Consider the following 25946-nt stretch of genomic DNA (forward strand, 5'->3'; position numbering starts at 1 on the left):
CTCAATATTCCCACTCGGAACGGCTGAAGAGGTAGCCCTTGCCCCAGACCGTCTTGATCTTGCGCGCCTCGCCGGCGTGGTCGTCGAACTTGCGCCGCAGCTTGGAAATCGCCACGTCCACCGAGCGGTCGGTACCGTTGAATTCGATACCGCGCAGACGCTGCAGAATCTGGTCGCGACTGAGCACCTCGCCGGCATGCCGGGCCAGGACTACCAGCAGGTTGTACTCACCGCTGGACAATTCCACCGGCTGGTCGCGCCAGGTCACGGTGCGTTCGGACAGGTCGATGCACAGGTTGCCCATGAGAATCTGGTCGCTGGCCCCCTGCTGCTCGCCGAGGCTGCTGCGCCGCAACAGCGTCCGCACCCGCGCCAGCAGTACCCGTGGCTCGCATGGTTTGGTGACGTAGTCGTCGGCGCCCATTTCCAGGCCCAGCACCTGGTCATGGCTGTCGTCACGGGCGGTGAGCATCAGGATCGGCAGGCACGCCGAGTCGGCGCGCAACAGGCGGCACACTTGCAGGCCATCCAGTCCCGGCAGCATCAGGTCGAGAATCACCAGATCCGGCGGGGCCTGCCGGGCACGCTCGCGCACCTGGTCACCACGGGCCAGGACATTGACCTGATAGCCGTTGCGTTCCAGGTAGCTGGAGATCAGTTCGGCCAGTGCGGTGTCGTCTTCGACCAGGAGAATCGTCGGCATAAATAACTACGAGATAAAGGAAAGGGTGAAGGATATACGCCCTCACGCACACACGAGCATTCGCTTCACACTTTTTCACCAACGGCCTACATTACTTAACAGCAGCCCTTGACGACCGCCTTTAGCATGCCCGAGTCATCATTGGGACTCGATTATGTTGAAGAAGCTGTTTGCCCCACTCTGTCTGTCGGCCCTGACGCTGGCCCTGACCGCTTGCGGCCAGTCCGTCGGCGAACCCGAGGCCATGCCTGCGCCCAAGGTTCGGGTCGAGACCATCCAGACCCAACCTCTGTCGATCAGCAGCGAACTGAGCGGGCGCATCGCTGCACCGCGGAGCGCCGAAGTCCGTGCCCGGGTCGCGGGGGTGGTGCTCAAGCGCCTGTTCCAGGAAGGCAGCGACGTCAAGCAGGGCGACGTGCTGTTCCTGATCGATCCGGCGCCGTTCAAGGCCGACCTCGACAGCGCCATGGCCGCCCAGCAGAAGGCCGAGGCCAACGCCTTCCAGACCCGACTGCAGCACCAGCGCTACCGCGAATTGGTGGAGAGCAACGCCATCAGCCGCCAGGACTACGACAACGCCCAGGCCGCCGCTCGCCAGAGCGCCGCCGACGTCGCCGCCAACCAGGCGGCAGTAAAGCGGGCCAAACTGAACCTGGGCTACGCCACCGTCACCGCGCCGATTTCCGGGCGGATCGGCCGGGCCTTGGTCACCGAGGGCGCGCTGGTCGGCCAGAACGAAACCACCGCTCTGGCGCTGATCCAGCAATTGAACCCGATCCACGCCGACCTGACCCAATCCACCCGCGAGTTGAACGACCTGCGCCGCGCCTTCCGGGCCGGCCAGTTACAGCAGGTCGGGCAGAACCAGGCCAAGGCCACGCTGATCCAGGACGACGGCAGCGCCTACCCGCTGCCGGGCAAGTTGCTGTTCACCGACATCAGCGTCGACCCGAGCACCGGCCAGGTGATCCTGCGCAGCGAGTTCCCCAACCCGGACCTCGACCTGCTGCCGGGCAGCTTCGTGCGGGTCCGCGTCGAGCAGGCGTTCAACCAGCAAGGCATCAGCGTTGCGCAGCGGGCAATCCAGCGTGACAGCGCCGGCGTGCCACAGGTGTTACTGGTGGATGCACAACTGCGGGTCAGCCTGCAGCCGGTGAGCCTCGGTGCCGCGCAGAACGATCGCTGGATCGTCAACGCCGGGCTCAAGCCCGGTGACCGGATCATTGTCGAGGGTCTGCAGCACGCGCGCCCCGGCGAACCGGTGCAGATCGATGACAGCCCCCTTCCCCTCGCCCAGTCCAAAGGACAGTGAGCATGCCGCACTTCTTTATCGACCGGCCGATCTTCGCCTGGGTGGTCGCCCTGTTCATCCTGCTGGCCGGTATGCTTGCCCTCCCGCAGTTACCCGTGGCGCAATACCCCGATGTCGCACCGCCGAAGGTGGAAATTCTCGCGACCTACCCCGGAGCCTCGGCCCAGACCCTGAACGAAAGCGTGGTCAGCCTGATCGAGCAGGAGCTCAACGGCGCCGACCACCTGCTGTATTTCGAGTCCCAGAGCAGCCTGGGGACCGCTACCATCACCGCGACCTTCCAGCCCGGGACCAACCCGGAAATGGCCCAGGTCGATGTACAGAACCGTCTCAAGGCGGTCCAGTCACGCCTGCCCGCCGCAGTGACCCAGCAGGGTCTGCAGGTGGAAAAGGTTTCCTCCGGTTTCCTGCTGCTGGCAACCCTCACCTCCCATGACGGCAAGTACGACGACACCGCGCTCAGCGACTACCTTGCGCGCAACGTGATGAACGAAATCAAGCGTCTCGACGGGGTCGGCAAGGCCCAGTTGTATGGTGCCGAACGGGCCCTGCGCATCTGGATCGATCCGCAGAAGCTGGTGGGTTTCAACCTCACCGCAGCCGATGTCAGCGCTGCGGTTGCCGCGCAGAACGTCCAGGTCGCGGCCGGCAGCATCGGCGACCTGCCAGGCCCCTCGACTCAGGAAATCACCTCGGCGGTGCTGGTCAAGGGCCAACTGTCGACGCCTCAAGAGTTCGCCGATATCGTCCTGCGGGCCAACCCGGACGGTTCCAGCGTGCGTATCGGCGATGTCGCCCGGGTCGAGGTCGGCAGCCAGGAGTATCAGTTCTCGACACGCCTGAACGGCAAGCCGTCGACCGCCTTCAGCGTACAACTGTCGCCCGGCGCCAACGCCCTGAAGACCGCGACCCTGGTGCGGGCGAAGATGGACGAACTGGCGCGCTACTTCCCCGCCGGCGTGGAATACAAGATCCCCTACGACACTTCACCGTTCGTCAAGGTGTCGATCACCAAGGTGGTCTACACCCTGCTTGAGGCGATGCTGCTGGTATTCGCGGTGATGTTCCTGTTCCTGCAGAACATCCGTTACACGCTGATCCCGGCGCTGGTGGTGCCGGTAGCCCTGATGGGGACCTTTGCCAGCATGCTGGCCCTGGGCTTCTCGATCAACGTGCTGACCATGTTCGGCATGGTCCTGGCCATCGGTATCCTGGTGGACGACGCCATCGTGGTGGTGGAAAACGTCGAGCGGATCATGGTCAACGAGGGTCTGCCGCCCAAGGAAGCGACCCGCAAAGCCATGGGCCAGATCAGCGGCGCGATCATCGGCATCACCCTGGTGCTGGTCGCGGTGTTCATTCCAATGGCCTTCATGCCAGGCTCAGTGGGGGTGATCTACCAGCAGTTCTCGTTGTCCATGGCGACGTCGATCCTGTTCTCGGCATTCCTCGCCCTGACCCTGACCCCGGCGCTGTGCGCCACCCTGCTCAAACCGATCGCCCAGGGCGAGCACCATGCCAAGGGTGGGTTCTTCGGCTGGTTCAACCGGCGTTTCGAGCAAATGAGCGAGGGCTACCAGAACTGGGTGGTCAGTGCCCTCAAGCGCAGCGGCCGTTACATGCTGCTGTTCGGCCTGCTGGTGGCACTGCTCGGGCTGCTGTTCAGTCGGCTGCCGGCTTCGTTCCTACCGGTGGAGGACCAGGGCTACACCATCACCGACATCCAGTTGCCACCCGGCGCGAGCAAGAACCGCACAGTCAAGGTGGTCGAGCAGATCGAAGCCCACAACACCACCGAGGCCGGCGTCGGCGACACCACCATGATCCTCGGCTTCAGTTTCTCCGGCAGCGGCCAGAACGCCGCCCTGGCCTTCACCACCCTCAAGGACTGGTCGCAGCGCAGCGCCGATGACTCGGCGGCGGCGATTGCCGAGCGGGCGAACATCGCCTTCAGCGAACTCAAGGATGCAGTGGCCTACGCCATTCTGCCGCCGCCGGTGGATGGCCTCGGCACGTCCAGCGGCTTCGAGTTCCGCCTGCAGGACCGTGGTGGCGTCGGCCATCAGGCGCTGATGCAGGCGCGTACCGAACTGCTGGCAGCGGCGCAGAAGAGCAAGGTGCTGGCCAACGTCCGCGAAAGCGCCCTGGCCGAAGCCCCCCAGGTGCAACTGGAGGTCGACCGCAAGCAGGCCAACGCCCTGGGCGTGTCGTTCGCCGACATCGGCAACATTCTCTCCACCGCCGTCGGCTCGGCCTATGTCAACGACTTCCCGAACCAGGGCCGCATGCAGCGGGTGGTGATCCAGGCCGAAGGCGACCAGCGTGCCCAGGTCGAAGACCTGCTGAGGATCCACGTGCGCAACAGCAACGGCAAGATGGTGCCACTGTCGGCCTTCGTCCAGGCCCGCTGGACCCAGGGCCCGACGCAGTTGACCCGCTACAACGGCTACCCGGCGATTGCCATCTCCGGCGAGTCGGCCCCCGGCTACAGCACCGGCCAGGCCATGGAGGAGATGGAGCGGCTGGTCACACAGCTGCCGCAGGGCCTGGGGCTGGAATGGACCGGGCTATCGTTGCAGGAACGCCTGTCCGGCTCCCAGGCACCGCTGCTGCTCGGGTTGTCGCTGCTGGTGGTGTTCCTGTGCCTGGCGGCGTTGTACGAGAGCTGGTCGATCCCGACTTCGGTACTGCTGGTGGTACCGCTGGGGGTGCTCGGTGCGGTACTCGCCGTGACCCTGCGCGGGATGCCCAATGATGTGTTCTTCAAGGTCGGGCTGATCACCATCATCGGTCTTTCGGCGAAGAACGCGATCCTGATCATCGAGTTCGCCAAGAGCCTTTACGACGAAGGGCATGATCTGCTGGAGGCCACGGTGCAGGCCGCACGGTTGCGGTTGCGGCCGATCATCATGACTTCGCTGGCGTTCATTCTCGGCGTGGTGCCGTTGGCGATCGCCACCGGGGCCAGCTCGGCGAGCCAGCAGGCGATCGGTACCGGGGTGATCGGCGGGATGATCAGCGCGACGTTGGCGGTGGTGTTCGTACCGGTGTTTTTCGTGGTGGTGATGAAGCGGGTGCGGCGCAAGGCCCGGTGATCCTTCGCTGGGCTTGAGGGCCCCTTCGCCGCACCGCCGCGAAGGGGCCCGTCCAGACAACACAAGATTCAACTACTGAACGAGCTGGTTGATCTCGATGATCGGCAACAACACCGCCATCACGATCACCAGCACCACCGCGCCCATCACCACGATCATCAACGGCTCCAGCAACGCCGTCATGCCCATCGCCCGCCGCTCGATATCCAGCGACAAGGTCTGCGCCGCCCGCTCCAGCATCGGCGGCAAGGCGCCGGTTTTCTCACCGCTGGCAATCAGGTGAATCAGCAACGGCGGAAATACCTTCTCCACCTTCAGCGCCGCCGCCAGGTTAACCCCTTCCCTCACACGTGCCGTGGCCTCACTGACGCTCAGGCTCAAGCGGTCATTGGACAGCGTCTGGCGCGCTGCCTCCAGCGCCCGCAACAACGGCACACCGGCACTGCCGAGGATCGCCAGGGTCGAGGCGAACCGCGCGGTGTTCAGCCCCAGTACGAAGCGCCCGACCATCGGCAGACGCAGTATCCGACTGTGCCAACAGAGCCGTGCCGCGGGCTTGCGCAGGTACAGCCGCCAACCCCAGAAAGCCCCTGCCATGACCGCAGCACATAACCCGCCCCAGGTGCGAATGAAATCACTGGCATTGAGCATCACCAGGGTCAGCCCCGGCAGGTCCTGGCGCGCCTGGGAAAACGCGCTGACCACCTGCGGCACCACGTAGCTGAGCAGGAAAATCACGATGCCGATCGAGACCAGCCCGACGACGCCGGGGTAGATGAACGCGGTCAGAATCTTGCCCCGCAGGTTGTTGCGCTCCTCGATGTAGTCGGCCAGCCGCTCCATGACCTGGGCCAGGTCGCCCGACTCCTCGCCCGCAGCGATCAACGCCCGGTAGATCTCGGGAAAATCCCGTGGTCGCCTGGCCAGCGCCTCGGCCAGTCGCATGCCGCTACGGACGTCGGCGCGCACCGCACTCAGAGCCTGGGCGATGTGCTTGCGCTCGGCCTGTTCGACCGTCGCACTCAGCGCCGCCTCCAGCGGCAGGCTGGCACCGAGCAGGCTCGCCAATTGCCGTGTGGCCCAGGCCAGGTCGTTGTCCGACATCCGGGCGCTGAACAGCCCGCCGCCAGTATCGTGGGCGGCGTTGTTTTCCGGTTGCACCGATAGCGCCGTCAGACCGCGCCCACGCAACAGGGCGAACGCCGCACCCTGGCTGTCGGCCTCCAGGTGGCCGGACTCGATCTTGCCGCTGGCATCGGCGGCTTCGAAGCGATAGCGATCCATCAGGCGTCCCTCGTCACCCGCAGGATCTCTTCCGGTGCCGTGGCTCCGCTGCGCACCCAGCGTTCACCGTCTTCGCGCATGCTCAGCATGCCGGCCGCCCGTGCCGCCTGGCGCAGGGCCTGTTCGCCGGCGCCCTGGTGGATCAGCGTGCGAATATCGTCGTCGATGCAGAACAGTTCGTGAATGCCGGTGCGACCACTGTAGCCGGTGTGGTTGCAGGCACTGCAACCGACCGGGCGCCAGGTGCCCGGCGTCGCCGGATCAGGTTGGCGACAGTGTGTGCACAGCCGCCGGACCAGCCGCTGGGCCAGTACGCCGAGCATCGACGAGGCCAGCAGGAACGGTTCCACGCCCATGTCGACCAGGCGGTTGACCGCCGACACAGCGTCGTTGGTGTGCAGGGTCGCCAGCACCAGGTGGCCGGTCAGCGAGGCCTGTACGGCGATCTGCGCGGTTTCCAGGTCACGGATCTCGCCGATCATGATGATGTCCGGGTCCTGGCGCAGGATCGCCCGCAGGGCCAGGGCGAAACTCATGTCGATCTTGGTGTTGACCTGGATCTGGCTGATTCCCGGCAGATCGTATTCCACCGGGTCCTCGACGGTGAGGATGTTGCTGGTGCTGGCGTCGAGCCGCGCCAGGGCGGCGTAGAGGCTGGTGGTCTTGCCGCTGCCGGTGGGCCCGGTGACCAGCACGATGCCGTGGGGCTGGCGGATCAGGTGATCGAGCCGGGCCAGCACGTCGGAGTCCATGCCCAGGGTTTCCAGTTGCAGGCGCCCGGCCTGTTTGTCCAGCAGGCGCATCACCACCCGTTCGCCGTGGCCGGTGGGCACGGTGGAGACGCGGATATCGATCGGCCGACCAGCCACCCGCAGGGCGATACGGCCGTCCTGGGGCAGGCGTTTCTCGGCGATGTCCAGTTGCGCCATGATCTTGATCCGTGAGACCAGTGCGCCATGCAGCGCCTTGCGCGGTGAAACCACGTCGCGCAGGGTGCCATCGACGCGGTAGCGCACCACCGAATGGGTCTCGAACGGCTCGATATGGATATCGCTGGCCTCATCGCGCGCGGCCTGGGTCAGCAAGGCGTTGATCATGCGGATCACCGGGGCGCCGTCCTGGGTATCGAGCAGGTCGGTGACTTCCGGCATGTCCTGCATCAGACGGTCGAGATCCACCTCGTTTTCCGCCGCGCCGACCACCGCGGCGGCGCTGCCGGTATCGGCATAGGCGCTGGTGAGCAGGCTGTCCAGCTCTTCGTCGCGCACCCGCTCAAGGCGTGCCGGGCCGAACTGACGGCGTACCTCGCTGATGGCCCAGCCGGGGGTCGAGGGGCAGGCGGTGAGCACGCCATCGGCCAGTACCACCCGTTGCGCCTTGGCCCAGGCGTAGGGCAGCGCACTCATGGCCGCTGCGGCTCATTCAGCGACACCGGCACTGCGCGAATCGGCGCTCTTGGGGTCTGCGGCACCGGCCGTGAACCGGGAATCGCTTCGCTGGCAGCCGGCAGTTGCGGTGCCTGCATGTCCGGCAAGGCCCAGTTGCGCTCCGGCGTCAGGCTGCCCTGGGCGCGTCGGATGAAGTCGTAGCGGTTCAAGGTGATCGCCCGACCCGCCGCCCCATCTCGGATGATGTAGGGCCGCAGGAACACCATCAGGTTGGTCTTGTTGCTGTCGCGTCGCTCATGGCGGAACAGCGCACCGATTCCGGGAATGCTCGACAGGAACGGCACACCGTCGTTGCTCTGGCTGTAGCCGTCCTGCAGCAGGCCGCCCATGACCATGATCTGCCCGTCGTCGAGCAGGATGCTGGTGTCGATCGCGCGTTTCTTGGTCACCGTACCGGCCGCCGTCGCGGTGGCGCGATCGTCGACGCTGCTGACTTCCTGGTACACGTCCAGCTTCACCGTACCGCCTTCGGAAATCTGCGGCCGAACGTTGAGCTTGAGCCCGACCTCCTCGCGCTGGATGGTCTGGAACGGGTTGCTGCTCGAACTGCTGCCGTTGGTCACGTAGCTGCCGCTGACGAAGGGAATGGTCTGGCCGACAAAGATGCTCGCCACTTCGTTGTCCAGAGTCAGCAGGTTCGGCGTCGACAACACGTTGGAGCCGCCCTTGCTCTTCAACGCCCGGGCCAACACCTTGAGGTCCATCACCTGGCCCACCCCGGGAATAGTCACCGCTCCGCGCACCACACCGATGTTCAGGCCCTGGGGCAAGGCATCGATGCTGTTTTTGGCGGTGGTGACAATGCCGGTACCGCCCAGGTTGGTGCCGGCGAACACCCCGCTGCCGCCGAGGTTGCCGCTCTGCCACTGCACGCCGAACTCGTTGGCCTCGTCCTCGCTGACCTCGACGATCAGGCTCTCGATCACCACCTGTGCACGGCGTTGGTCGAGTTGGTCGATGACTTCGCGCAGGCTGCGGTACAGCGGCTCCGGTGCGGAGATCAGCAGGGTGTTGGTGGTGGCGTCGGCCTGGATAGTCACCCCGCCAGCGGAAAACGCCAGGTTCTGTTCACCGCCCTGCCCCGTACCGGCGGCCTGGCCGGCACCGTTGCGGGCGGTCTGGCTGTAGAGCGAATTGCTGCCACTGGTGCTGTTGCCAGTCTGGGGGGTGCCGCTGGTCTGGCTGCCGTTCTGATTGTTCTGGCTGCTGTTGGTGCCGCCACCACTGAGCATCGCCCGGGTCGGATCACCCTGCCCTTCGCTGCTGTCACTTTCGCCGGTGAGCAGGCCGCGCAGGGCCTGGGCCAGTTTGCTGGCCTGGGCGTTGCGCAGGTAGACCACGTGCAGGTTGCTCGGATTGCTCTGGGCGTTATCCAGCTTGTAGATCAGTTCCCGGGCCAGTTGCGTACGCTCCGGACTGCTGGCGCGAATGATCACCGAGTTGGAACGCGGATCGCCCAGTACGCTGATTTTCTGCGTCGGGTCGCTGCCCTGATTCTCCAGCAGCTCCGAAACCATGCTCGCGATATCGCTGGCGATACCGTTCTGGATGCTCACCACATCGGTATCGATGGCACTCGGCGTGTCGATGCTGGCGATCAGGCTGGCCACCCGTTGCAGGTTCTGCGCGTAGTCGGTGATGACCACCGTGTTGTTGCCCGGATAGGCATTGATCGGGTTGTTCGGCGAAACGATCGGCCGCAGCACCGGAATCAGGTTGACCGCGTTTTCGTATTGCAGGCGAAAGGTCCGCGTCAGCATGCCGTTGTCCGCCGGTTTGTCTGTACTGTAGACCGGCCCACCAAGCAGCTTGGCATCGGCTTCCGGCACCACCTGGGCGACCCCGTCGACATCGACCACGCTGAAGCCCTGCATGCGCAGCGCCGCCAGCAGCATGTCGTAGGCCCGATAGGCCGGCACTTCGCCTTCGGAGACCAGGGTCAGGTTGCCCTTGACCCGAGGATCGACCAGAAACTGTCGACCGGTGGAACGCGACAAGGCGCGAACCACCGCCTGGATATCGGCATCGACGAAGTTCAACTGCACCGGCTGATCGCCCAGCGGCTGACTCGGTGCGGCATTCCTGCCCGACGCCGCACCAGTGCGCACCGGGCCACTCACCGGGCGCACCACGCGCCGCTGCTGCTCGACCTGGGCCTGGGCCCGTTGCCGATCCGCCAGGACGTCGCCGCTCTTGATGGTCGACCCCAGCGGACGCCCCAGCTCGCTTTCCACCAGCGCAGGCGCCTGGGGCGCATTACCGCTGCTGCACGCGGTCAATGCCAGCAGCAACCACGGTGCGGCGGCCTGGCGGCAACGCAAGCCATACAAAGAACCTGACCACTTCATGAAGCTTCCTTAGCGCCAAGCGCCTGATCCATGCGAACGGTTCCGGACAGTCTGCCCGCCGAGCCATCGGGTTCGGCCACGCCCGCGCGCTGCAGGTGGGCCTCGAGCACTTCCAGGGTGAATGAACGGGGATTGCCCAGCAGCCAGTCCACCAGTGCGTCGGCCGGAGCGTCCTCGACGGTCAGCAACCAGCCGTCGCCACTGCCTTGCAACTGGTAATGCCCGGTCAGGCCACTGGCTTCGAGGCTGGCACGCAACCCCGCTGCGACATCCCCGGTGGCCGGTCGGGCCAGACCTTGCAACAGGCCCTCCAAGGTCTGGGCCTGGCTTCTGAGCCTGGGTGTTTCGACCGCCCAGTAATCGAGTTTTTTCAAGGGTGGCTGAATCAGTACCAGCCAGATCAGCAACCCCGAAACGCCGAGGGCCATGGCGCCGACCAGACGTTTCTCCCGAGGTGCCAGGCTGCGCCAATACACCTGCGCCCGAGCCGACAGGGCTTGCCAGCGGGTTCGGTAGCGCATCAACCAGGGGTTATTCATTTTCCGCCTCCTGCGCCGATGGGGTCGGCTCGATCTGGGCCTTGAGCGTCCAGCCCTCGGCGGCCGCAGTCGCCAGCACACCGGCCTGGGCCAGTTCGGTCTGCCAGGCGCCAGCGCTGCCTGGCTTGCGGTTTTCGGGCAGCAGACGCAGTTGCAGTTCACCCTTTTCGAACACCAGGCCTTGCACCCCGCCGACCGCGAACGGCATCGCCAGGCCGGCCTGTCGCACCAGTCGGGAAAACTCGCTGTCGCCGACACCGCCGGCCTGGTGCCGGGCCAGTTGCTGACGAGCCTGCTGCAACGGGTTGAGCACCACCGGCAGAGCCGGGAAAGCCTGTTTGACCCGCTGTACCATCCACGTCTTGAGCTGCTGCCCCTGCTCGGCTTGCCGCGCCGCATGGAGGTTCAGGCCCACGGTCCAGACCGCCACGGCCAGTGCACAGCAGGCCATTGCCCGCCCCCAGTGACCGGCATGGGCGCCAGGCTGGCGCAAGGCGTCCTGCAAGCCCCAGCTCGGCGCCTTGCCGGTCCAGCGGTGGTCGGCGGGCACAACCTGGACCAGCGGATTCGTCGTCGGCGGCTCGCCGAGCCAATGCAGCACCTCGCCACGGCTGCGCAACTGCGTCAGCGCCTGGTCGACATCCGGGTGCACCTCGGCCAGGTCCGCCCCCTGGCGAATCAATAGATGCTCATCGAGCACCGCCACCACCGGCTCGCTGGCAATCACTGGCAGGCAGTACACCGCCGGATAGAGGCCACGCAGCGCCAGGCCGGCTTGGCGCAGCAACGCGCCAAGACGCTCCAGCGCCTCGCGTTGCAGCCAGGCAATCGGCACCCGGCCCTGGGCATCCCGTGGACCGTGGGCGATGTGCATCGACTCGCGGCTACCGAGAATCAGCGCCTGGGCCGCGCACTCGACCGCCAAGCGGATCTTCGCCGGCGGCAACGCCGGCAGTTCGAGGCTCGCCAGCAGACTGTCCAGCGGATGCAGGTAACACTCCACGGCCACGCCCTTGTTGGCCTGCCCCAGTTGCGTCAGGCTGGCCCGACCGGTTTCCCCGAGCTGCCCGTGGCGGTCGAGCCGAGCGAACGCCAGCGGGCTGTCGAGATCCTGCACCGCCAACGGCGCCAAGGCGATACGCAAGCGGCTCATACGCCCACCCGCGACCAGATCACCCGGGGCATCTGCAACTCACTGCGATGCAGCAACGCGGCCAGGTGGACCTGACGCCGGTCGTTGCGTGCCTGGCCGATGAGCAGGAACCACTCGCTGGTGATGCCGATCCTGATATCGGCGACCGCCAGTTGCGGCATGCGCAGACGGTTGACGAAGTCACCCCGATTGATGAACCACCGACCGGCGTCACGCTCGCTGATCAGGCTCCGGGCGCGCTGTGGCGACAGCCCCGGAACCTGGGAGGCCAGCACTTCGGCGGTGGCGGTATTGCCGTTGACCCAGGTATTGGCCGGCAGGATCGTCACATGCGGTGCCAGGCGGGCCAGGGTGTCCTCATCCACGCCGTCAACGCTACGCAGATCATCGAGGCTGCGCAGCATCGGCCGGCTGGCTGGCAGCGGCTTGTCGGCGGCACCCGGCGAGGTCAGGCGGCCGCTGTCGAACACGCCCTGCACGGCTGTGGTGGACTGACGCTCGGGGTTCAACAGCCGCGGGTAGGCGCTGATCACCCGCTGGGCTATGCGCTGGCCGACCGCCGCCTTGACCCCGATCAACTCGCACAGCCGGGCGAAGCCCTCCATCTGCTCGGCATCGACACGCTCGTCGCGCACCAGATTGCGCAGGTTGAACTTGCCCTGTTCATCTTCCAGGCGACCGTCGAACTGGCCGCCGCGCTCACTCACGATCGGTTGCGCCCAGGCCTGGGCCAGGTGGGTCAATGGATCGCGCTGGCGTGCTTCCCAGAGCAACTGGCGGCTGAGTTCCAGGCCACCGCGCAGTTGCCAGGAACCCCGGACGCGCGACTGCTCGGCTTCCAGGCTGCGGGTGAATACGGTTTCGCGGGTCAGCATGCCGGCGGCAATCACCGCGACCACGGCGGCGATCAGCAGCGCACTGATGATCGCCATGCCCCCTTGCTGTGCCGCTGTCGGCGAATGAGCCTGCATGGCCGCGACTACAACTGCCAGGAGCCGATGTCGGCATTGACCCCGTCACCGTCCGGCGTGCCGTCGGCGCCCAGGGAAAACACATCGACTTCGCCGTTGGCGCCCGGATTGAGGTACTGATAAGGGCGGCCCCAAGGATCGTTGGGCAAGCGTTCCAGGTACGAGCGCCAGTTGCTGTCCTTGGCGTTGGCCGGACGCTCGACGAGGATCTTCAGGCCCTGATTCTGGCTCGGGTAGCTGCCGTGGTCGAGACGGTAGAGCTTGAGCGCCTGCATCAGGCCGCCGATGTCCTGCCTGGCCGCAGTAGCCCGCGCCTGATCGGGACGGTCGAGCACCTTGGGCACGACCATGGCGGCGAGAATCCCGAGGATGACCACCACCACCATGATCTCGATCAGCGTAAATCCCTGCTGTGTCTGACGACCTCTGGAACGGGAATTGCGGCGCGCGATATCCATCTCGACAATCCTTGGCTTGATTCGGTTCGCGGCGGATTGTTGCAAGAAGATATGTCACCGATATGGAAAATCCTCGGGTGCTTTGGTCAGCAAGCGGTCAAAAAGCCGCGCTAGAGTCCTGACTCGGTTCCCGGCTTCGAGACACCCCATGCAGCGACCTTCCCGCCAACCGGGTTTCACCCTGATCGAAGTGCTGGTGGCGCTGGCGATCATCGCCGTGGCGATGTCGGCGGCGGTGCGAGTGGCCGGGTTGATGACCCAGAGCAACGGCATGTTGCGCGACCGTTCCGTGGCCCTGCTGGCCGCCCAGAGCCGGCTGGCCGAGTTGCGCCTGGAAGGTCGGCTGGTCACGGGGCGCAAGTCGTTCGAGTGCGATCAGGGCCGGCTGGCCCTGCGCTGCGACCAGTCGATCGGACCGGGGAACAGCTCGCAACTGTTTCGGGTCGAGATCCGGGTACTGGACCGGCGCCACGAAGCACCGCCGCTGGCGCGCCTGGAAACCCTGATGAGTGCGCCGGAATTCAAGGTCGGGTCAGCGACGGCAGGAACGGCGCTTCGCTGAGCCGAGTCACCGCCAGGCGCTGCTTCTGCGCGCCCTGCTCGATCAGGATGCCGTCGCGCTCGATCGCCAACAACCGGACGCCCTGCCCCAGTCGTTCACCGGCCAGAAAGCTGCGCGGCGGGCCATCGTTGAGACTGAGAATCGCCACCGCGCCATGCCCTGCGGCCATGACCCCGGACACCTTGATGTCGAGCCGTGCCGGTTGGTTGGAAAACCACTGCAAGGCCGGATTGTCAGTGCGCCCGAGGGCCACTGGCGGCTGGCCCTCGGGCACCTGGGAGATGGCCGGGGTCAGCAGCAGAGTAGACCAGACCAGCACACCGGCCAGGGCGGCAAGCAAGGCCGCCGACTGAACGATCTGTACCGGGGAAAAGCGCGAGGTCCATTGCATGCTTGAGGCTCCTTTGGGTCTATCTACGCAACAGGGATGAATGATCGGCGGCAGTCCGCCAGGACATGCCCAACCAGCCTACCGGGCAATTCTCACGTTTTTATTTCACACGCCCATCATCTTCACCATGCAGCATGGAGCCAGTCCCCCGGAGTCTTGTCGAATGGATGCCCTACGTCCCGCCCAGGCGGGTTTTACCCTGATCGAACTGATGGTGGTGCTGGTGATCGTCGGCATCGCCAGTGCAGCCATCAGCCTCAGCATCAAGCCCGACCCGCTGCAACAGCTGCGCAAGGATGCCGAGCGCCTGGCCCAGGCCCTCCAGGTGGCCCAGGCCGAGGCCCGGGCCGATGGGCGGCCGATCCGCTGGTTGAGCGACAGCCAGGGTTACCGCTTCAGTCGAGCCGACGGCCAGGGTGGCAGCGAGCAGTTCAACAACGACCCGCAACTGCGCCCGACCCGTTGGCAAAGTACACCGATGCAGGTGCAATTGGAGCGTGGCAAGACCCTGCTGCTCGACGCCGAATGGATCGCTCCCCCGTTGCACCTGTCGCTCTCCGATGGGCAGCACAGCATTGGCGTGGTCCGTGACAGCACCGGCGAGGTTCGCGTGCAATGAAACGCCAGGCCGGTTTCACCCTGATCGAAGTGATGATTGCGCTGATGCTGATGGCGGTGGTCAGCATCATTGCCTGGCGCGGCCTGGACAGCGTCAACCGCACCGACGAACACCTCAGGCGCAGCACCGCGCAGACCCACCAGTTGCTGGCGGCACTCGGCCAACTGGAGCGCGACGTGGCCCTGCGCGGCGGCATCGAGCTGGTCGAACCAGCACCTGCCGATCAGGAGCAACGGCCGGCCGTTGGACCGGTGGCGATCAGTGTACGCAGTGCCGAGGGCAAAGGGTTTCGGCTGGACCTGATTCGCACATCGCCCCAGCAAGACGGCAGCCTGCAGCGGGTACGCTGGTGGTTGCAGGGCGGCACCCTGTATCGGGCAGTGGCGGCGGCGCGCACGCAGTTTCCGCTGCCGGCACCGAAGGGCGGCGTGGCGGTACTGGAGCAAATCACCTCGATGGACTTGCGGGTGTGGCAAGCGGGCAAGGGCTGGCGGCGACTGAGCGGTGATCGCCAGGATAATCCGCTGGGGCTGGAGATCAATCTGGTGCGCAATACACCGCAGGGGGTGGAACACTATCGCCAGGTGTTGGGGCCACTGGAGTGAACCTGGGGATTTTTAGCTGAGCAGCACTACCCCACCCGGCAACTCGGTGCACTTGGCCCCATAGGCATCGCGAATCAGCAGTGCCACGCCCGCCAACTGATCCAGGCTGAACCGCGCCTGGACCTTGCGCTTGCCCAGCTCGCTGTTGAGCAGCACCAGCATGCCCGGACGATAGCGGTTGATCTCGCTGATCACGCTGGCCAGGGTCGCATCGTTGAATACCAGCATCTTGTTGCGCCAGGCGATCACCGCCGTCGGGTCAACGGCCTGCGGTTCGCTGGCCTGGCGGGTGTCGTAGACCAGTTGGCGACCACTTTCCAGACGGAAATGGCGCCCGAGCACATCCACCGTCAACACCCCTTCGATACAGGTGACGCAGACACTCTGGTCAAGGTTACGCAAATTGAAGCGGGCCTGTTCGGCAGTCAATAACCCGCCGCCAGCCTGGACCTGGACCGGTGCCTGGGTCCGCGCCAGCACTTCCACTTCACCCGTGACCAGTTCGATGCGCGAATCGCCATTGACCGACGGCAGACGGTTGATACGGGTCTGGGTATTGAGTTCCAGGCTGATGCCCTCGCCCAGTTCGATCCGTCGTTGTTCACCGACATCGGTACGGTAGTCGGCGTCCAGGCCGGAGAAGCCACCCGGCACGGTGCCGCGAATCAGGAAAAACGCCGCCGACGCGGCAATGGCTCCGCCCAGAAAGGCCCGACGCCCGAAATGCCGGGCGCGTGGCGGGTGCTGCAGTTGTTCGAGGGCCGGTTTGAGGGACTGCCACAACAGCTTGGCCTGTTCAAAGGCCCGGGCGTGCTCGGGGCTCTGTTCGCACCAATGGCGCAAGGCCCGCGCATCGGCGACGGTAGCCTGGCCGGAGGTCAGGAGAATCAGCCAATCCCGGGCTTCGCTCTGCAAGCGGGCGGCTGGGCCGACCGGCAAATCGGTGATGGAAGTCGTGTTCAAGCGTACAGGTACTCACGAAGATTTCGCTGATGTATTACTAAGACGGTTTTCCCGCACCGGGACCGAACCGCTGAATCACTTTTCTTTCCAGACGCGCCGCACAGTGTCCCAGGGCAGCCTTCAGTTCCTTCTCGACCATGCGCGTGGAAATCCCGAAACGCTGGGAGATCTCCAGATGGGGCGCCTCTTCCAGACGCGCGGCGATGAAGATCCGCCGACGCCGGGCCGGCAGTTCGTACAACGCTTTGAGCAACGACTGGATTTCCTTCTGGCCCCCGACGACACGTTCCGGATCAAGGGCCTCGCTACCGATCTGCAGCAGCTCTTCGACCTCCTCGCCTGTCAGCAACCGCGCATCGGCCTGGCGTCGGTCGGCGGCGATGTTCAGGGCCATGCGGTACAGGTAGGCGTTGGGCTGGGTCAGGTTCAGCGGCGTTTCCATGCGGTCGACCCGCAGGTAGGTTTCATGCAGAACGTCATTGGCCAATTCCTCCGACCCCAGGCGGCGACGCAGGCGCAGCTTGAAATCGTCGTAGGAGGTCAGGAACAACCGGACCATCGGACTGTGCCCGACATTCTTCATGCTCCGGAGGCTCCCTTACGTTCTGTGCAATCCATGCTCGCTCCTGCTGAATCCGGCGTTAAAAGAAGGGTTACGGGCTGGCGCAGCGACGAAGGGGCCGAGCGCTCGACCCGCACCGTGCGCAAACGCTCGACCAGCGCCCCATCGCGCTGAACGTCCCCGGTCGAACTGACCAGACGGCTGTGCTGCAAACCGCCATCAGCGCCGATCCACACCTGCAATACCGCCCGGTAGGTGCCGGGACGGGTCAAGGGCACGGCGCACAGGGCCTGTTCGATCGCCTGCTGGAGCGCCTGCGCGTAGCTGCCGGCCAACGCCCCACCCTTGCCGGCCAGCCCGTGGGCCGACGGTTCGCTGACCTGGGCCACCTGCAAGGTGAAGGCATCGGCTCGGGCATACCGCGCCATCAATCCACTGCCGGTGAGCAACAGCTCCAGGGCTTCGCCAGCCCGGTAGCGTCCGTGCACCTCCAGGGAGCGGCGGGCGCGGGTCAGGTCACGGTCGACCAGCACCGCCATCCCGGTCTGGCGACTGAAGGCATCCAGCGCACCCGCCAGGTCCTGGGCGGCAATATCCAGCTCGACGCGGGCCTGCGGGTCGACCTTCAGCGGCTCGGCCGCGAGGCCCGCGCACGGCTGACCCGCCAGCAGCACAGCCAGTGCTACCAGCATCGGCCCAAGGCGAAAAAACGACAGACGCACGGCCACGGATCGAAGTCCCTGCACTGCTGACGTATCCACGAAAACCGTCATCCTGAGGGCTGTTTATGAATCTGGTGTTACGGGCCCTGCAAAAAAACCATCACCCAGGCGGGGCGGGCCTTGCACTAGACTGCAGGGCACCCGCCCCCCATCGCGAGGCCAGCCAGGAGGCCCCCATGAAAGCCCTTTCGCGTCTTGCCGGTATCCTTCTCTTCGCCACCCTGCCCGGCCTCGGTCACGCCGCTCAGGAGAGCGAGCCTTCCGGCTGCGTCGAAGTCAGCGTCGACGGCTACAAGGCTGCGGACTACCACTGTCTGAGCCAACAGATGAGCGGCCCGCCAAACAGCGAAACCAAGCGCCGCAACCAGCAGGCACTGAATCCGGATATCAGCAGAAAGGCACCGAACCAGGCCGGCCTCGCCACGCCAGCGACCACCAGCATTCGCATGGGCAATACCTTCGGCACCTCGGTGAAACCGCAACGGCCGACGCCCTAGCCCGATACCCGATACCCGATAGTCAATCCCGACCTCAGCCCATGAAACCGGCTCCAGCCAGAAAAGCCCCTCGTGCGGCTCGGCCGGTTTCCCGACCAGAGGTCCTTCGAACTGTCATTTCTGACAGTAGCCATCACTTTCCGAGTAGGTAGAGACTGGTTTATCGGTCCAAGTGGCAACGCCATGGGGGTCCGCCCATGCAGTTCAGCAACGACTGAAAACCTGCACCTTCACTATTTCAACGAAAGGGTGAGCCGACATGCCAGACATCAAGGATTTTGAACCAGGCGAAAGCGAGCTGCATGCAACAACCGGAGAAATGGTCGGTCTTGCCATTCCCATGAGGCAGGGCCTTGCGCTCCATTTTGAAAGCACATTCCTTTATCGCAGTCCAGTCCACGTGTACGCGAATATGCAAGGCCCAGAGCCGGCCATACATTCCAAAGTGGAGTTCAGCCTGGCTGAAGCAAACCTGCCATCTGGCACCTACCCCCTTCCCAGTGACAAAATAAAAAACGTCCTCTACGCAATTAAGTGGCCAGGTGATGATGCAATCAAGACCTATTACGCCAAGAGCGGCCAATTCGTACTGATCAATCGCCCACAAGAACTTTACATGGCGGGCAACTTCAAATTCGAAACCGATGCAGTCGACAACACCGCCTACTCGGTAACGATCAATAAATTTGAACTCAGGGGAGAGTACTGACCGTACGTTCACACGGCACCGGCCGCGCACCGATGCCGATGTCTGCGGCATGCATCAGCCCGTGTTGCGGGTTGCACAACACCCGCTGGCGCGGCATCCTTGAGTGATTCCTGCGACAGAACTTTTTATGCCCCAGGCACTCAATCAGTGCATTGATCCATGCCCTTCCCGATAGAGACGCTCATGACTTCGAAGCTGGAACAACTCAAGCAGTTCACCACCGTGGTCGCGGACACCGGCGACCTTGAGGCCATCACCCGCCTCAAGCCCGTCGACGCCACCACCAACCCGTCGCTGCTGCTCAAGGCCGCCGCCCTGCCAGGCTATGCCGAGCTGCTCAAGAGCGCTGTGGCCCACGCCAAGGGCGACGTCGGCCTGGCCTGCGACCACTTCGCGGTGTCGGTCGGCAGCGGTATTCTCAAGGCGATTCCGGGGCGGATTTCCACTGAAGTCGATGCACGCCTGTCGTTCGACGAGGCCGCGCTGCTGGCCAAGGCCAACCAGTTGATCGAGCTGTACGACAAGGCCGGCGTCGGTCGTGATCGCGTGCTGATCAAGCTGGCGTCCACCTGGGAAGGTATCCGCGCCGCCGAGAAACTGGAGAAGGCCGGGATCCAGACCAACCTGACCCTGCTGTTCTCCTTCGCTCAGGCCGTGGCCTGTGCCGACGCCGGGGTGTTCCTGATCTCGCCGTTCGTGGGCCGTATCTACGACTGGTACAAGAAGTCCACCGGCAACGAATACACCGGTGCCGACGATCCGGGCGTGCAATCGGTAACCCGCATCTACAACTACTACAAGTCCAATGACTACAAGACCGTGGTCATGGGCGCCAGCTTCCGTAACCTCAACCAGATCGAGCACCTGGCAGGCTGCGACCGCCTGACCATCAGCCCCGACCTGCTGGAAAAACTCTCCCAGGACCAGGGCAGCCTGGTGCGCCAACTGACCCCGGGCACCGCCGGTGAAGCACGCCAGAGCCTGAACGAAGCACAGTTCCGCTGGGCTTCCAACGAAGACGCTATGGCCACCGAGAAACTGGCCGAGGGCATCCGTCAGTTCGCCCGCGACCAGGAAAAACTGGAAGCCCTGCTGACCCGCTAAATCCTGCCGAGGGGGCAGCTTTGCCCCCTTTTCAGCAGATTGCCTGTTGCGCCTCTGCCTCGCGGATATCCGCCATGAACCGATCGGCCGGCATCGGCCGTCCCAGCAGATAACCTTGCAACGAGTCGCAGCCCAGGTGGGTGAGGAAGTCACGCTGCTTTTCGGTCTCGACCCCCTCGGCAACGATCCGCAGCCCCAATGCCTGACCTAACGCGACAATTGCCGAGACAATCGCGGCATCATCGGAGTCGTGCTCCAGGTCACGGACAAACCCCCGGTCGATCTTCAACTCCTTGGCCGGCAGCCGCTTGAGGTACATCAGGCTCGAATAGCCGGTACCGAAGTCATCGATGGACAAATCCACGCCCATTTCCGAGAGCCGGCGCAATACCGTCATGCTCGCATCGGCATCGCTCATGGTAGTGCTCTCGGTGATTTCCAATGTCAGGTTGTTGGCCGGCAAATCATGCCGGGCCAAAGCACTGGCGACGCTGTCCACCAGGCCGAAATGGCAGAACTGCTGGGCCGACAGGTTCACGGCGATACGCCAGTGCTGGTAGCCATGATCACACCATTCGCGCATCTGCCGGCAGGCTTCGTTCAGCACCCACTCACCGAGCGGGATGATCAGCCCGCTCTTCTCCGCCAGGTTGATGAAGGTGTCCGGCATCATCAGCCCCTGTTCGGGATGCTGCCAACGCACCAGAGCCTCGGCGCCAATCGGCTGGCCGCTCAGGGCATCGAACTTGGGCTGGTAATGCAGATGGAACTGTTCGCCACTCTCCAGCGCCTGGCGCAGATCCTGCTGCAGCTTGAGTTTCCTGCGCGCATCGCCATTCATGGAAGCATCGAAGAAACAGTGGCCGTTCTTGCCCGCGCTCTTGGCGTAGTACATCGCCGCATCGGCGTTCATCAACAGTTCTTCAGCGGTCCGGCCACTGCCGGGATACAACACGATGCCGATGCTGGCGGAGATCTGCAGATCCTGCTCGGCCACCTGGAACGACTGGGCCATCAGGCTGACCTGATGCGAGGCCACCTGCAGCGCATCATCCGGCTCGGCCAACTGCGTCAGCAGAACGAACTCGTCACCGCCGATCCGGGCCAGGGTGTCCTGAGAACGCAGTTCATCACGCAGGCGATGGGCAACGGCACGCAGCAACTGGTCGCCCACATGGTGGCCGAACGCATCGTTGACCGGTTTGAAACCGTCCAGATCTATGAACATCAGTGCAAAGCAGCCACCCTCGGCACTCACCTTGTGTATCGCCTGGTCGATACGGTCAGCCAGCAACATCCGGTTCGGCAGACCGGTGAGGTTGTCGTGCAACGCCAGCTGGGTCAGCTCCCGATTGGCCAGGGTCAGCGAGTCGGCCAGATCGGCGGTACGTTCTTCCAGCCGCGCATCGAGCACCGACGTCAGCAAGGCGATCGACAGTACTGCCAGGCTGGTCACCAGTACCAGGTTGTCCAGGCCCTTGACCGCCAGACCGCTGGCCGCCGCGCCACAGAAACTGCCCTCGGCGAAGTTCGCCGCGGCCATGCCGGTGTAGTGCATGCCAACGATCGCCCCCCCCATGATCACCGCCGCACCACTGCGGGCCAGGCGGATATGCGGCGTGTTGTGGCGCAGGTGAAAGGCAATCCACAGCGCTGCCGCCGAGGCACTGACGGCGATCAGCAGCGAAGCCGAGAACAGGGTCGGGTCGTAGTCGATACCGGGCTGCATCCTCAATGCCGCCATGCCGGTGTAGTGCATGGCGCTGATGCCGGCGCCCATGATCAGCGCACCGAACGCCAGTTGCGTCAGCGGCAGGCTGGGTTGGCTGACCAGCCACAGGGCGAAACCACTGGACAGGATGGCAATCAGCAGTGACAAGGCCGTGATCAGCCCGTCGTAGCCCAGTTCGATTGGCAGGCGGAACGCGAGCATGCCGACGAAGTGCATCGACCAGATGCCCACGCCCATGGCCAGGGCACCTCCGCCGATCCACAGGTAGACCGCCCGCCCCCTGGCCGTGGCGATCCGTCCAGCGAGGTCGAGGGCGGTATAGGACGCGAGGATCGCCACACACAGAGAGATGAAGACCAGCGACGACGAGTAACTGCCAATAAGCATCGAAATACCCTGAAACCCACGCCGGAACTACTCCCAGCCTACCAGAAGGCGCCGATTCTACCCGCTCCATCAGCGAACGCACGGGAAAAATTGGCCAATGGCCATCATTGCGACGAATCGTGGGCCGCCGCTCTGACACCGTCCTGCAACCGCTCCAGGAACAAGCGGGTCACCCGCCGCTCCTGTACCGCGACGACGTTCATTCGCCAGCCGGCCCATTGCACCTGGTCGCCAATCATCGGCAGCCGGTCCAACAGGCTCATCACCAGCCCGGCCAACGTCTGGTAGTCCTCGGTGGCCTTGGCCTCGATCCCGAGGCGCTGACGTGCGCGACTGAGGGTCATGGCACCGCTGACCTGAAAACCATTGCCGTGCTCGACTACCTCGGGACCTTCGACCTCGCTGGCATCCGGCAACTCGCCGGCTATCGATTCGAGGATGTCGGTCATGGTCAGCAGGCCGACGAAATCGCCGAACTCGTTGACCACAAAAGCGATATGGGTCGAAGCCTGGCGCATCTGTTCCAGCGCGTTGAGCACAGAGTAGCTGTCTAACAGGTTTATCGCCCGCCGAGCGAGAAATTCCAGTCCCGGTTCACTGCCGTCCAGGTACGCTTTGAGCAGTTCCTTCTTGTGTACGAAGCCCAGAGGCTCGTCGACCGCGCCCTGGCGAATCAGCGGCAGGCGCGAGTAGGACGAACGGATCAGTTTCTGCCGAATGACCGCAGGGCTGTCGGCGACATCCAGGGTGTCGACCTGCGTACGCACCGTCATCAGCGTGCGGATCGGCCGCTCGGCCAGTTGCAGCACGCCGCTGATCATCACCCGCTCGCTACGCTCGAACGGCACTTCGGCGTCATCCGCCGAAGGTTCCAGCAGATCGGCAATCTCCTCTCCCACCTCCTCGCTGGACAACCGGCGTCCGCCCAGCATGCGCAGCACCGCATGGGCGGTGCGTTCACGCAGCGGCCGCTCGCCGTGGGCCGACTGCTTGCGCCGGGCCCGGGCCACCTGATTGAACAATTCGATCAACACCGAGAAACCGATGGCCGCGTACAGGTAACCCTTGGGAATATGCAACCCCAGCCCTTCGGCGGTCAGGCTGAAGCCGATCATCATCAGGAAACCCAGGCACAACATGATCACCGTCGGCCGCTCGTTGACGAAGCGCGTCAGCGGCTTGCTGGCAACGATCATCAGGCCAATGGAAACGATCACCGCGATCATCATGATCGACAGTTCTTCGACCATGCCGACAGCGGTAATCACCGCGTCCAGGGAAAACACTGCATCGAGCACCACGATCTGCGCGACGATGGGCCAGAACAGCGCATAAGTACCGTTGGCCGAACGCTGGCTGACGTGGCCCTCCAGCCGTTCATGCAGCTCCATGGTGGCCTTGAACAGCAGGAATATGCCGCCGAACAGCATGATCAGGTCCCGCCCGGAGAAGCTCTTGCCCAGAACCTCGAACAGCGGCTGGGTCAGGGTCACCATCCAGGCGATGCTCGCCAGCAGGCCCAGGCGCATCAGCAATGCCAGGGACAAGCCGATAACCCGCGCGCGATCGCGCTGTGCGGGCGGCAGTTTGTCCGCCAGGATCGCGATGAACACCAGGTTGTCGATACCCAGTACCAGTTCCAGGAAAATCAGGGTCAACAGGCCAAGCCAGGCCGTGGGGTCAGCCAACCATTCCATGAAAAATGCGCTCCCTTAATGAATTCGAACACGCGCGCACGGCAATACCAGGCCGGAAAACGGCACGGAGACAGCGCGGCAAGACTTGAAAAGAAGCTCGACAGGGGGATTGCCGGGCTGATCGCACGAGAGCGGCACGTGCGTGAAGAAAAGCGTGAGGGGACGACCGGGAGGTTCCGCGAGGGTGTTCATGAACAACCTGAGTGGCTAGTAGGGAGATAAATCCTACATGACCGCCAGAATCTGACCGACAGACAAACTATTTCAAATCATGAAAACGCGGAAATTCGACGAATATCGCCACCCGTTCGACCGCCTGTCCCTAGCGCTCCACAGGACGAGGGGACAAGCCGTTCAATCCTCTATCTGGCCACCCAGCGACGCCATCATGCGTTCGGCATTTTCCCGGCACGAGACCTCCGCCGGCTTGTTCCGGATGCTGTTCACCACCCCGAGCAACTGCAACTTGCTCTGGGCCAGACGCGCCTGCATGGTCTCGATCTGGCCGATCTTGCGCTCCAGACTGGCAATCATTTCAGCATGATCCCAGACTTCGGACTCGGTCGCTGGCACCAGTGCACGCAACTCCTCCAGGCTGAAACCGGCCTGCTGCGCACACTGGATGATCGACAGCGTCTGCAGTACCTCGGGCGGGTATTCACGGTAACCGTTTGCCTGGCGATGAACCTTGCGGATCAGCCCCTGCGCCTCGTAAAACCTGATCTTCGAAGCTGCCAGGCCACTGCGCAGGGCCAGTTCACCGATCTTCATGGAAATCCTCGCCACGACTATTGACATTAAACCTTACTTTAACCTTAGCCTGAACTCCCCACTACCCCGGAGTCAAGCATGTCACCCTTCCAGGCCCTGTCGCTACCCAACGGCGTACTGATCCCCAACCGCATTGCCAAGGCTGCCATGGAGGAGAACATGGCCGATCAGGACAACGCACCGTCCCGCCAACTGATGGAGCTTTATCGCGCCTGGGCCGACGGCGAGGCGGGCCTACTGCTGACCGGCAACGTGATGATCGACCGCCGCGCAATGACCGGCCCCGGCGGCGTGGTGCTGGAAGATGAGCGCCATCTGGAGAAATTCCGCCAGTGGGCGGCCATCGGCAAGGCCAAGGGTGCGCAAGTCTGGATGCAGCTCAACCACCCCGGTCGCCAGACCCTGGCCAACCTTGGCCAGACCAGCCTGGCGCCTTCGGCAGTCGCACTGGAGATGGGCGAGTTCTCGAAGCTGTTCGCCGAGCCGCGGCCCATGAGTGAAGCCGATATCGAAGCCGTGATCGCACGGTTTGCCCGCAGCGCCCAACTGGCCGAACAGGCGGGTTTCAGCGGCGTGCAGATCCATGCCGCGCATGGTTATCTGCTCAGCCAGTTCCTCTCGCCGCTGAGCAACCGACGCAGTGACCGCTGGGGTGGCAGCCTGGAAAATCGTGCCCGCCTGCTGCTGGCGGTGGTGAAGGCCATTCGCACGGTGGTGGCACCGGGGTTCTGCGTGGCGGTCAAGCTCAACTCGGCGGACTTCCAGCGAGGTGGCTTCGATGCCGACGATGCCCGCCAGGTGATCGAATGGCTCAACACACAGGCGGTGGATCTGGTGGAACTGTCCGGTGGCAGCTACGAGGCGCCTGCCATGCAGGGCGAGGCGCGCGATGGTCGGACGCTGGCGCGGGAGGCGTATTTCCTGGAGATGGCCGCTGACCTGGCGAAAGTGGCGCAGATGCCGCTGATGGTCACTGGCGGCATCCGTCGACTGCCCGTCGTCGAACAGGTACTGGACAGCGGCGTCGCCATGGCCGGTATCGCTACCGCACTGGCCGTGGAGCCCAACCTGCCCCGCCACTGGCGCGAAGGCCGCGATAGCCACCCTCAGTTGCCACCGATCCGCTGGAAGAAAAAGCCGCTGGCGGCCCTGGCGACCATGGCAGTGGTCAAATTCCAGTTGAAGCGCCTGAGCGAGGGACGGCGGACGAAACCTGAGGTTTCGCCTGCCTGGGCATTGGTGCTGGACCGTCTGTTCATAGGGAAGCGGACACGACAGTATCGTCGGGAGATGGCCTCCAGTCAGCGCTGATGC

General features: G+C 64.3%; 24 protein-coding genes. 9 read left to right on the top strand and 15 right to left on the bottom strand.

All coding sequences use genetic code 11. The features are described from left to right. Position 1: 1 nt before the first annotated feature. A complete protein-coding gene (locus tag BLU37_RS24135) occupies positions 2 to 703 on the bottom strand; it encodes a response regulator transcription factor (RefSeq protein ID WP_010451618.1) in 702 nt (233 codons plus the stop codon). 154 nt (positions 704 to 857) lie between these two features. On the opposite strand from BLU37_RS24135, the gene BLU37_RS24140 reads away from it, so the two are divergent. Further along, a complete protein-coding gene (locus tag BLU37_RS24140) occupies positions 858 to 2015 on the top strand; it encodes an efflux RND transporter periplasmic adaptor subunit (protein ID WP_090209687.1) in 1158 nt (385 codons plus the stop codon). A 2-nt stretch (positions 2016 to 2017) separates the two neighbouring features. Then, entirely contained in the window at positions 2018 to 5110 is a 3093-nt protein-coding gene (locus tag BLU37_RS24145; protein ID WP_090209688.1) for an efflux RND transporter permease subunit, read from the top strand. Positions 5111 to 5182: 72 nt separating this feature from the next. Here BLU37_RS24145 and gspF read toward each other — a convergent pair whose 3' ends face one another. Genes gspF through gspG form a run of 7 tightly spaced genes read right to left on the bottom strand, consistent with a single transcriptional unit; the run spans position 5183 to position 13311 of the window. Continuing rightward, entirely contained in the window at positions 5183 to 6394 is a 1212-nt protein-coding gene (gspF, locus tag BLU37_RS24150; RefSeq protein ID WP_090209690.1) for a type II secretion system inner membrane protein GspF, read from the bottom strand. Continuing rightward, positions 6394 to 7800 (bottom strand): type II secretion system ATPase GspE, encoded by a 1407-nt coding sequence (gspE, locus tag BLU37_RS24155; protein ID WP_090209692.1) that lies wholly within the window; start codon positions 7798 to 7800, stop codon positions 6394 to 6396. Before gspE ends, gspF begins: the two co-directional genes overlap by 1 nt. Beyond that, a complete protein-coding gene (gene gspD, locus BLU37_RS24160; RefSeq protein ID WP_090209695.1) occupies positions 7797 to 10190 on the bottom strand; it encodes a type II secretion system secretin GspD in 2394 nt (797 codons plus the stop codon). The genes gspE and gspD overlap by 4 nt, the downstream gene beginning before the upstream one ends. Next, positions 10187 to 10729 carry a type II secretion system protein GspM gene (gene gspM / locus BLU37_RS24165; protein WP_090209696.1) on the bottom strand — a complete coding sequence of 181 codons (543 nt, stop codon included), beginning with the start codon at positions 10727 to 10729 and terminating at the stop codon, positions 10187 to 10189. The genes gspD and gspM overlap by 4 nt, the downstream gene beginning before the upstream one ends. After that, positions 10722 to 11882, bottom strand: a complete 1161-nt coding sequence (gspL, locus tag BLU37_RS24170; protein ID WP_090209698.1) for a type II secretion system protein GspL — start codon at positions 11880 to 11882, stop codon at positions 10722 to 10724. Before gspL ends, gspM begins: the two co-directional genes overlap by 8 nt. Then, entirely contained in the window at positions 11879 to 12853 is a 975-nt protein-coding gene (gene gspK / locus BLU37_RS24175; RefSeq protein WP_090209700.1) for a type II secretion system minor pseudopilin GspK, read from the bottom strand. Before gspK ends, gspL begins: the two co-directional genes overlap by 4 nt. A gap of 8 nt (positions 12854 to 12861) precedes the next feature. Beyond that, positions 12862 to 13311: a type II secretion system major pseudopilin GspG gene (gspG, locus tag BLU37_RS24180; protein WP_090209701.1), complete on the bottom strand. Its 450-nt coding sequence runs from the start codon at positions 13309 to 13311 to the stop codon at positions 12862 to 12864. Between the two features lie 148 nt (positions 13312 to 13459). Between gspG and gspI the strand changes: the two genes are divergently transcribed. After that, positions 13460 to 13873, top strand: a complete 414-nt coding sequence (gene gspI / locus BLU37_RS24185) for a type II secretion system minor pseudopilin GspI (RefSeq protein WP_090209702.1) — start codon at positions 13460 to 13462, stop codon at positions 13871 to 13873. Here gspI and BLU37_RS24190 read toward each other — a convergent pair. Then, positions 13833 to 14264 carry a general secretion pathway protein GspC gene (locus BLU37_RS24190; RefSeq protein ID WP_090209704.1) on the bottom strand — a complete coding sequence of 144 codons (432 nt, stop codon included), beginning with the start codon at positions 14262 to 14264 and terminating at the stop codon, positions 13833 to 13835. The genes gspI and BLU37_RS24190 overlap by 41 nt on opposite strands. Before the next feature lie 163 nt (positions 14265 to 14427). On the opposite strand from BLU37_RS24190, the gene gspH reads away from it, so the two are divergent. Both gspH and BLU37_RS24200 read left to right on the top strand, forming a co-directional pair. Next, complete coding sequence (gene gspH, locus BLU37_RS24195) at positions 14428 to 14883, top strand: type II secretion system minor pseudopilin GspH (RefSeq protein WP_090209706.1); 456 nt, start codon at positions 14428 to 14430, stop codon at positions 14881 to 14883. Further along, positions 14880 to 15488 (top strand): prepilin-type N-terminal cleavage/methylation domain-containing protein, encoded by a 609-nt coding sequence (locus BLU37_RS24200; RefSeq protein ID WP_090209708.1) that lies wholly within the window; start codon positions 14880 to 14882, stop codon positions 15486 to 15488. Before gspH ends, BLU37_RS24200 begins: the two co-directional genes overlap by 4 nt. Before the next feature lie 12 nt (positions 15489 to 15500). Here BLU37_RS24200 and BLU37_RS24205 read toward each other — a convergent pair whose 3' ends face one another. From BLU37_RS24205 to BLU37_RS24215, 3 genes are read right to left on the bottom strand one after another with little or no spacing between them, the layout of a single operon-like run. Beyond that, entirely contained in the window at positions 15501 to 16451 is a 951-nt protein-coding gene (locus BLU37_RS24205) for a FecR family protein (RefSeq protein ID WP_090209710.1), read from the bottom strand. A gap of 37 nt (positions 16452 to 16488) precedes the next feature. Then, positions 16489 to 17034 (bottom strand): sigma-70 family RNA polymerase sigma factor, encoded by a 546-nt coding sequence (locus tag BLU37_RS24210; RefSeq protein ID WP_090209712.1) that lies wholly within the window; start codon positions 17032 to 17034, stop codon positions 16489 to 16491. Beyond that, positions 17031 to 17705, bottom strand: a complete 675-nt coding sequence (locus tag BLU37_RS24215) for an STN domain-containing protein (RefSeq protein WP_232000529.1) — start codon at positions 17703 to 17705, stop codon at positions 17031 to 17033. The genes BLU37_RS24210 and BLU37_RS24215 overlap by 4 nt, the downstream gene beginning before the upstream one ends. Before the next feature lie 206 nt (positions 17706 to 17911). Between BLU37_RS24215 and BLU37_RS24220 the strand changes: the two genes are divergently transcribed. From BLU37_RS24220 to tal, 3 genes are all read left to right on the top strand, one after another. Then, positions 17912 to 18232 (top strand): hypothetical protein, encoded by a 321-nt coding sequence (locus tag BLU37_RS24220; protein WP_090209716.1) that lies wholly within the window; start codon positions 17912 to 17914, stop codon positions 18230 to 18232. A 259-nt stretch (positions 18233 to 18491) separates the two neighbouring features. Then, entirely contained in the window at positions 18492 to 18941 is a 450-nt protein-coding gene (locus tag BLU37_RS24225; protein WP_090209718.1) for a hypothetical protein, read from the top strand. Positions 18942 to 19124: 183 nt separating this feature from the next. Further along, positions 19125 to 20045, top strand: a complete 921-nt coding sequence (tal, locus tag BLU37_RS24230) for a transaldolase (protein ID WP_010445400.1) — start codon at positions 19125 to 19127, stop codon at positions 20043 to 20045. A 31-nt stretch (positions 20046 to 20076) separates the two neighbouring features. Here tal and BLU37_RS24235 read toward each other — a convergent pair whose 3' ends face one another. The 3 genes from BLU37_RS24235 to BLU37_RS24245 form a co-directional block, all read right to left on the bottom strand. Continuing rightward, positions 20077 to 22164 (bottom strand): putative bifunctional diguanylate cyclase/phosphodiesterase, encoded by a 2088-nt coding sequence (locus BLU37_RS24235; protein ID WP_090209720.1) that lies wholly within the window; start codon positions 22162 to 22164, stop codon positions 20077 to 20079. A 104-nt stretch (positions 22165 to 22268) separates the two neighbouring features. Beyond that, positions 22269 to 23861, bottom strand: a complete 1593-nt coding sequence (locus tag BLU37_RS24240) for a TerC family protein (protein ID WP_090209722.1) — start codon at positions 23859 to 23861, stop codon at positions 22269 to 22271. Between the two features lie 354 nt (positions 23862 to 24215). Next, on the bottom strand, positions 24216 to 24632 hold the full coding sequence (locus BLU37_RS24245; RefSeq protein ID WP_090209724.1) for a MerR family transcriptional regulator: 417 nt from the start codon (positions 24630 to 24632) through the stop codon (positions 24216 to 24218). A gap of 78 nt (positions 24633 to 24710) precedes the next feature. Between BLU37_RS24245 and BLU37_RS24250 the strand changes: the two genes are divergently transcribed. Beyond that, complete coding sequence (locus BLU37_RS24250) at positions 24711 to 25943, top strand: NADH:flavin oxidoreductase/NADH oxidase family protein (protein ID WP_090209726.1); 1233 nt, start codon at positions 24711 to 24713, stop codon at positions 25941 to 25943. The last annotated feature ends 3 nt before the right edge of the window (positions 25944 to 25946 follow it).

The organism is Pseudomonas asplenii, assembly GCF_900105475.1.
Classification (GTDB): domain Bacteria; phylum Pseudomonadota; class Gammaproteobacteria; order Pseudomonadales; family Pseudomonadaceae; genus Aquipseudomonas; species Aquipseudomonas asplenii.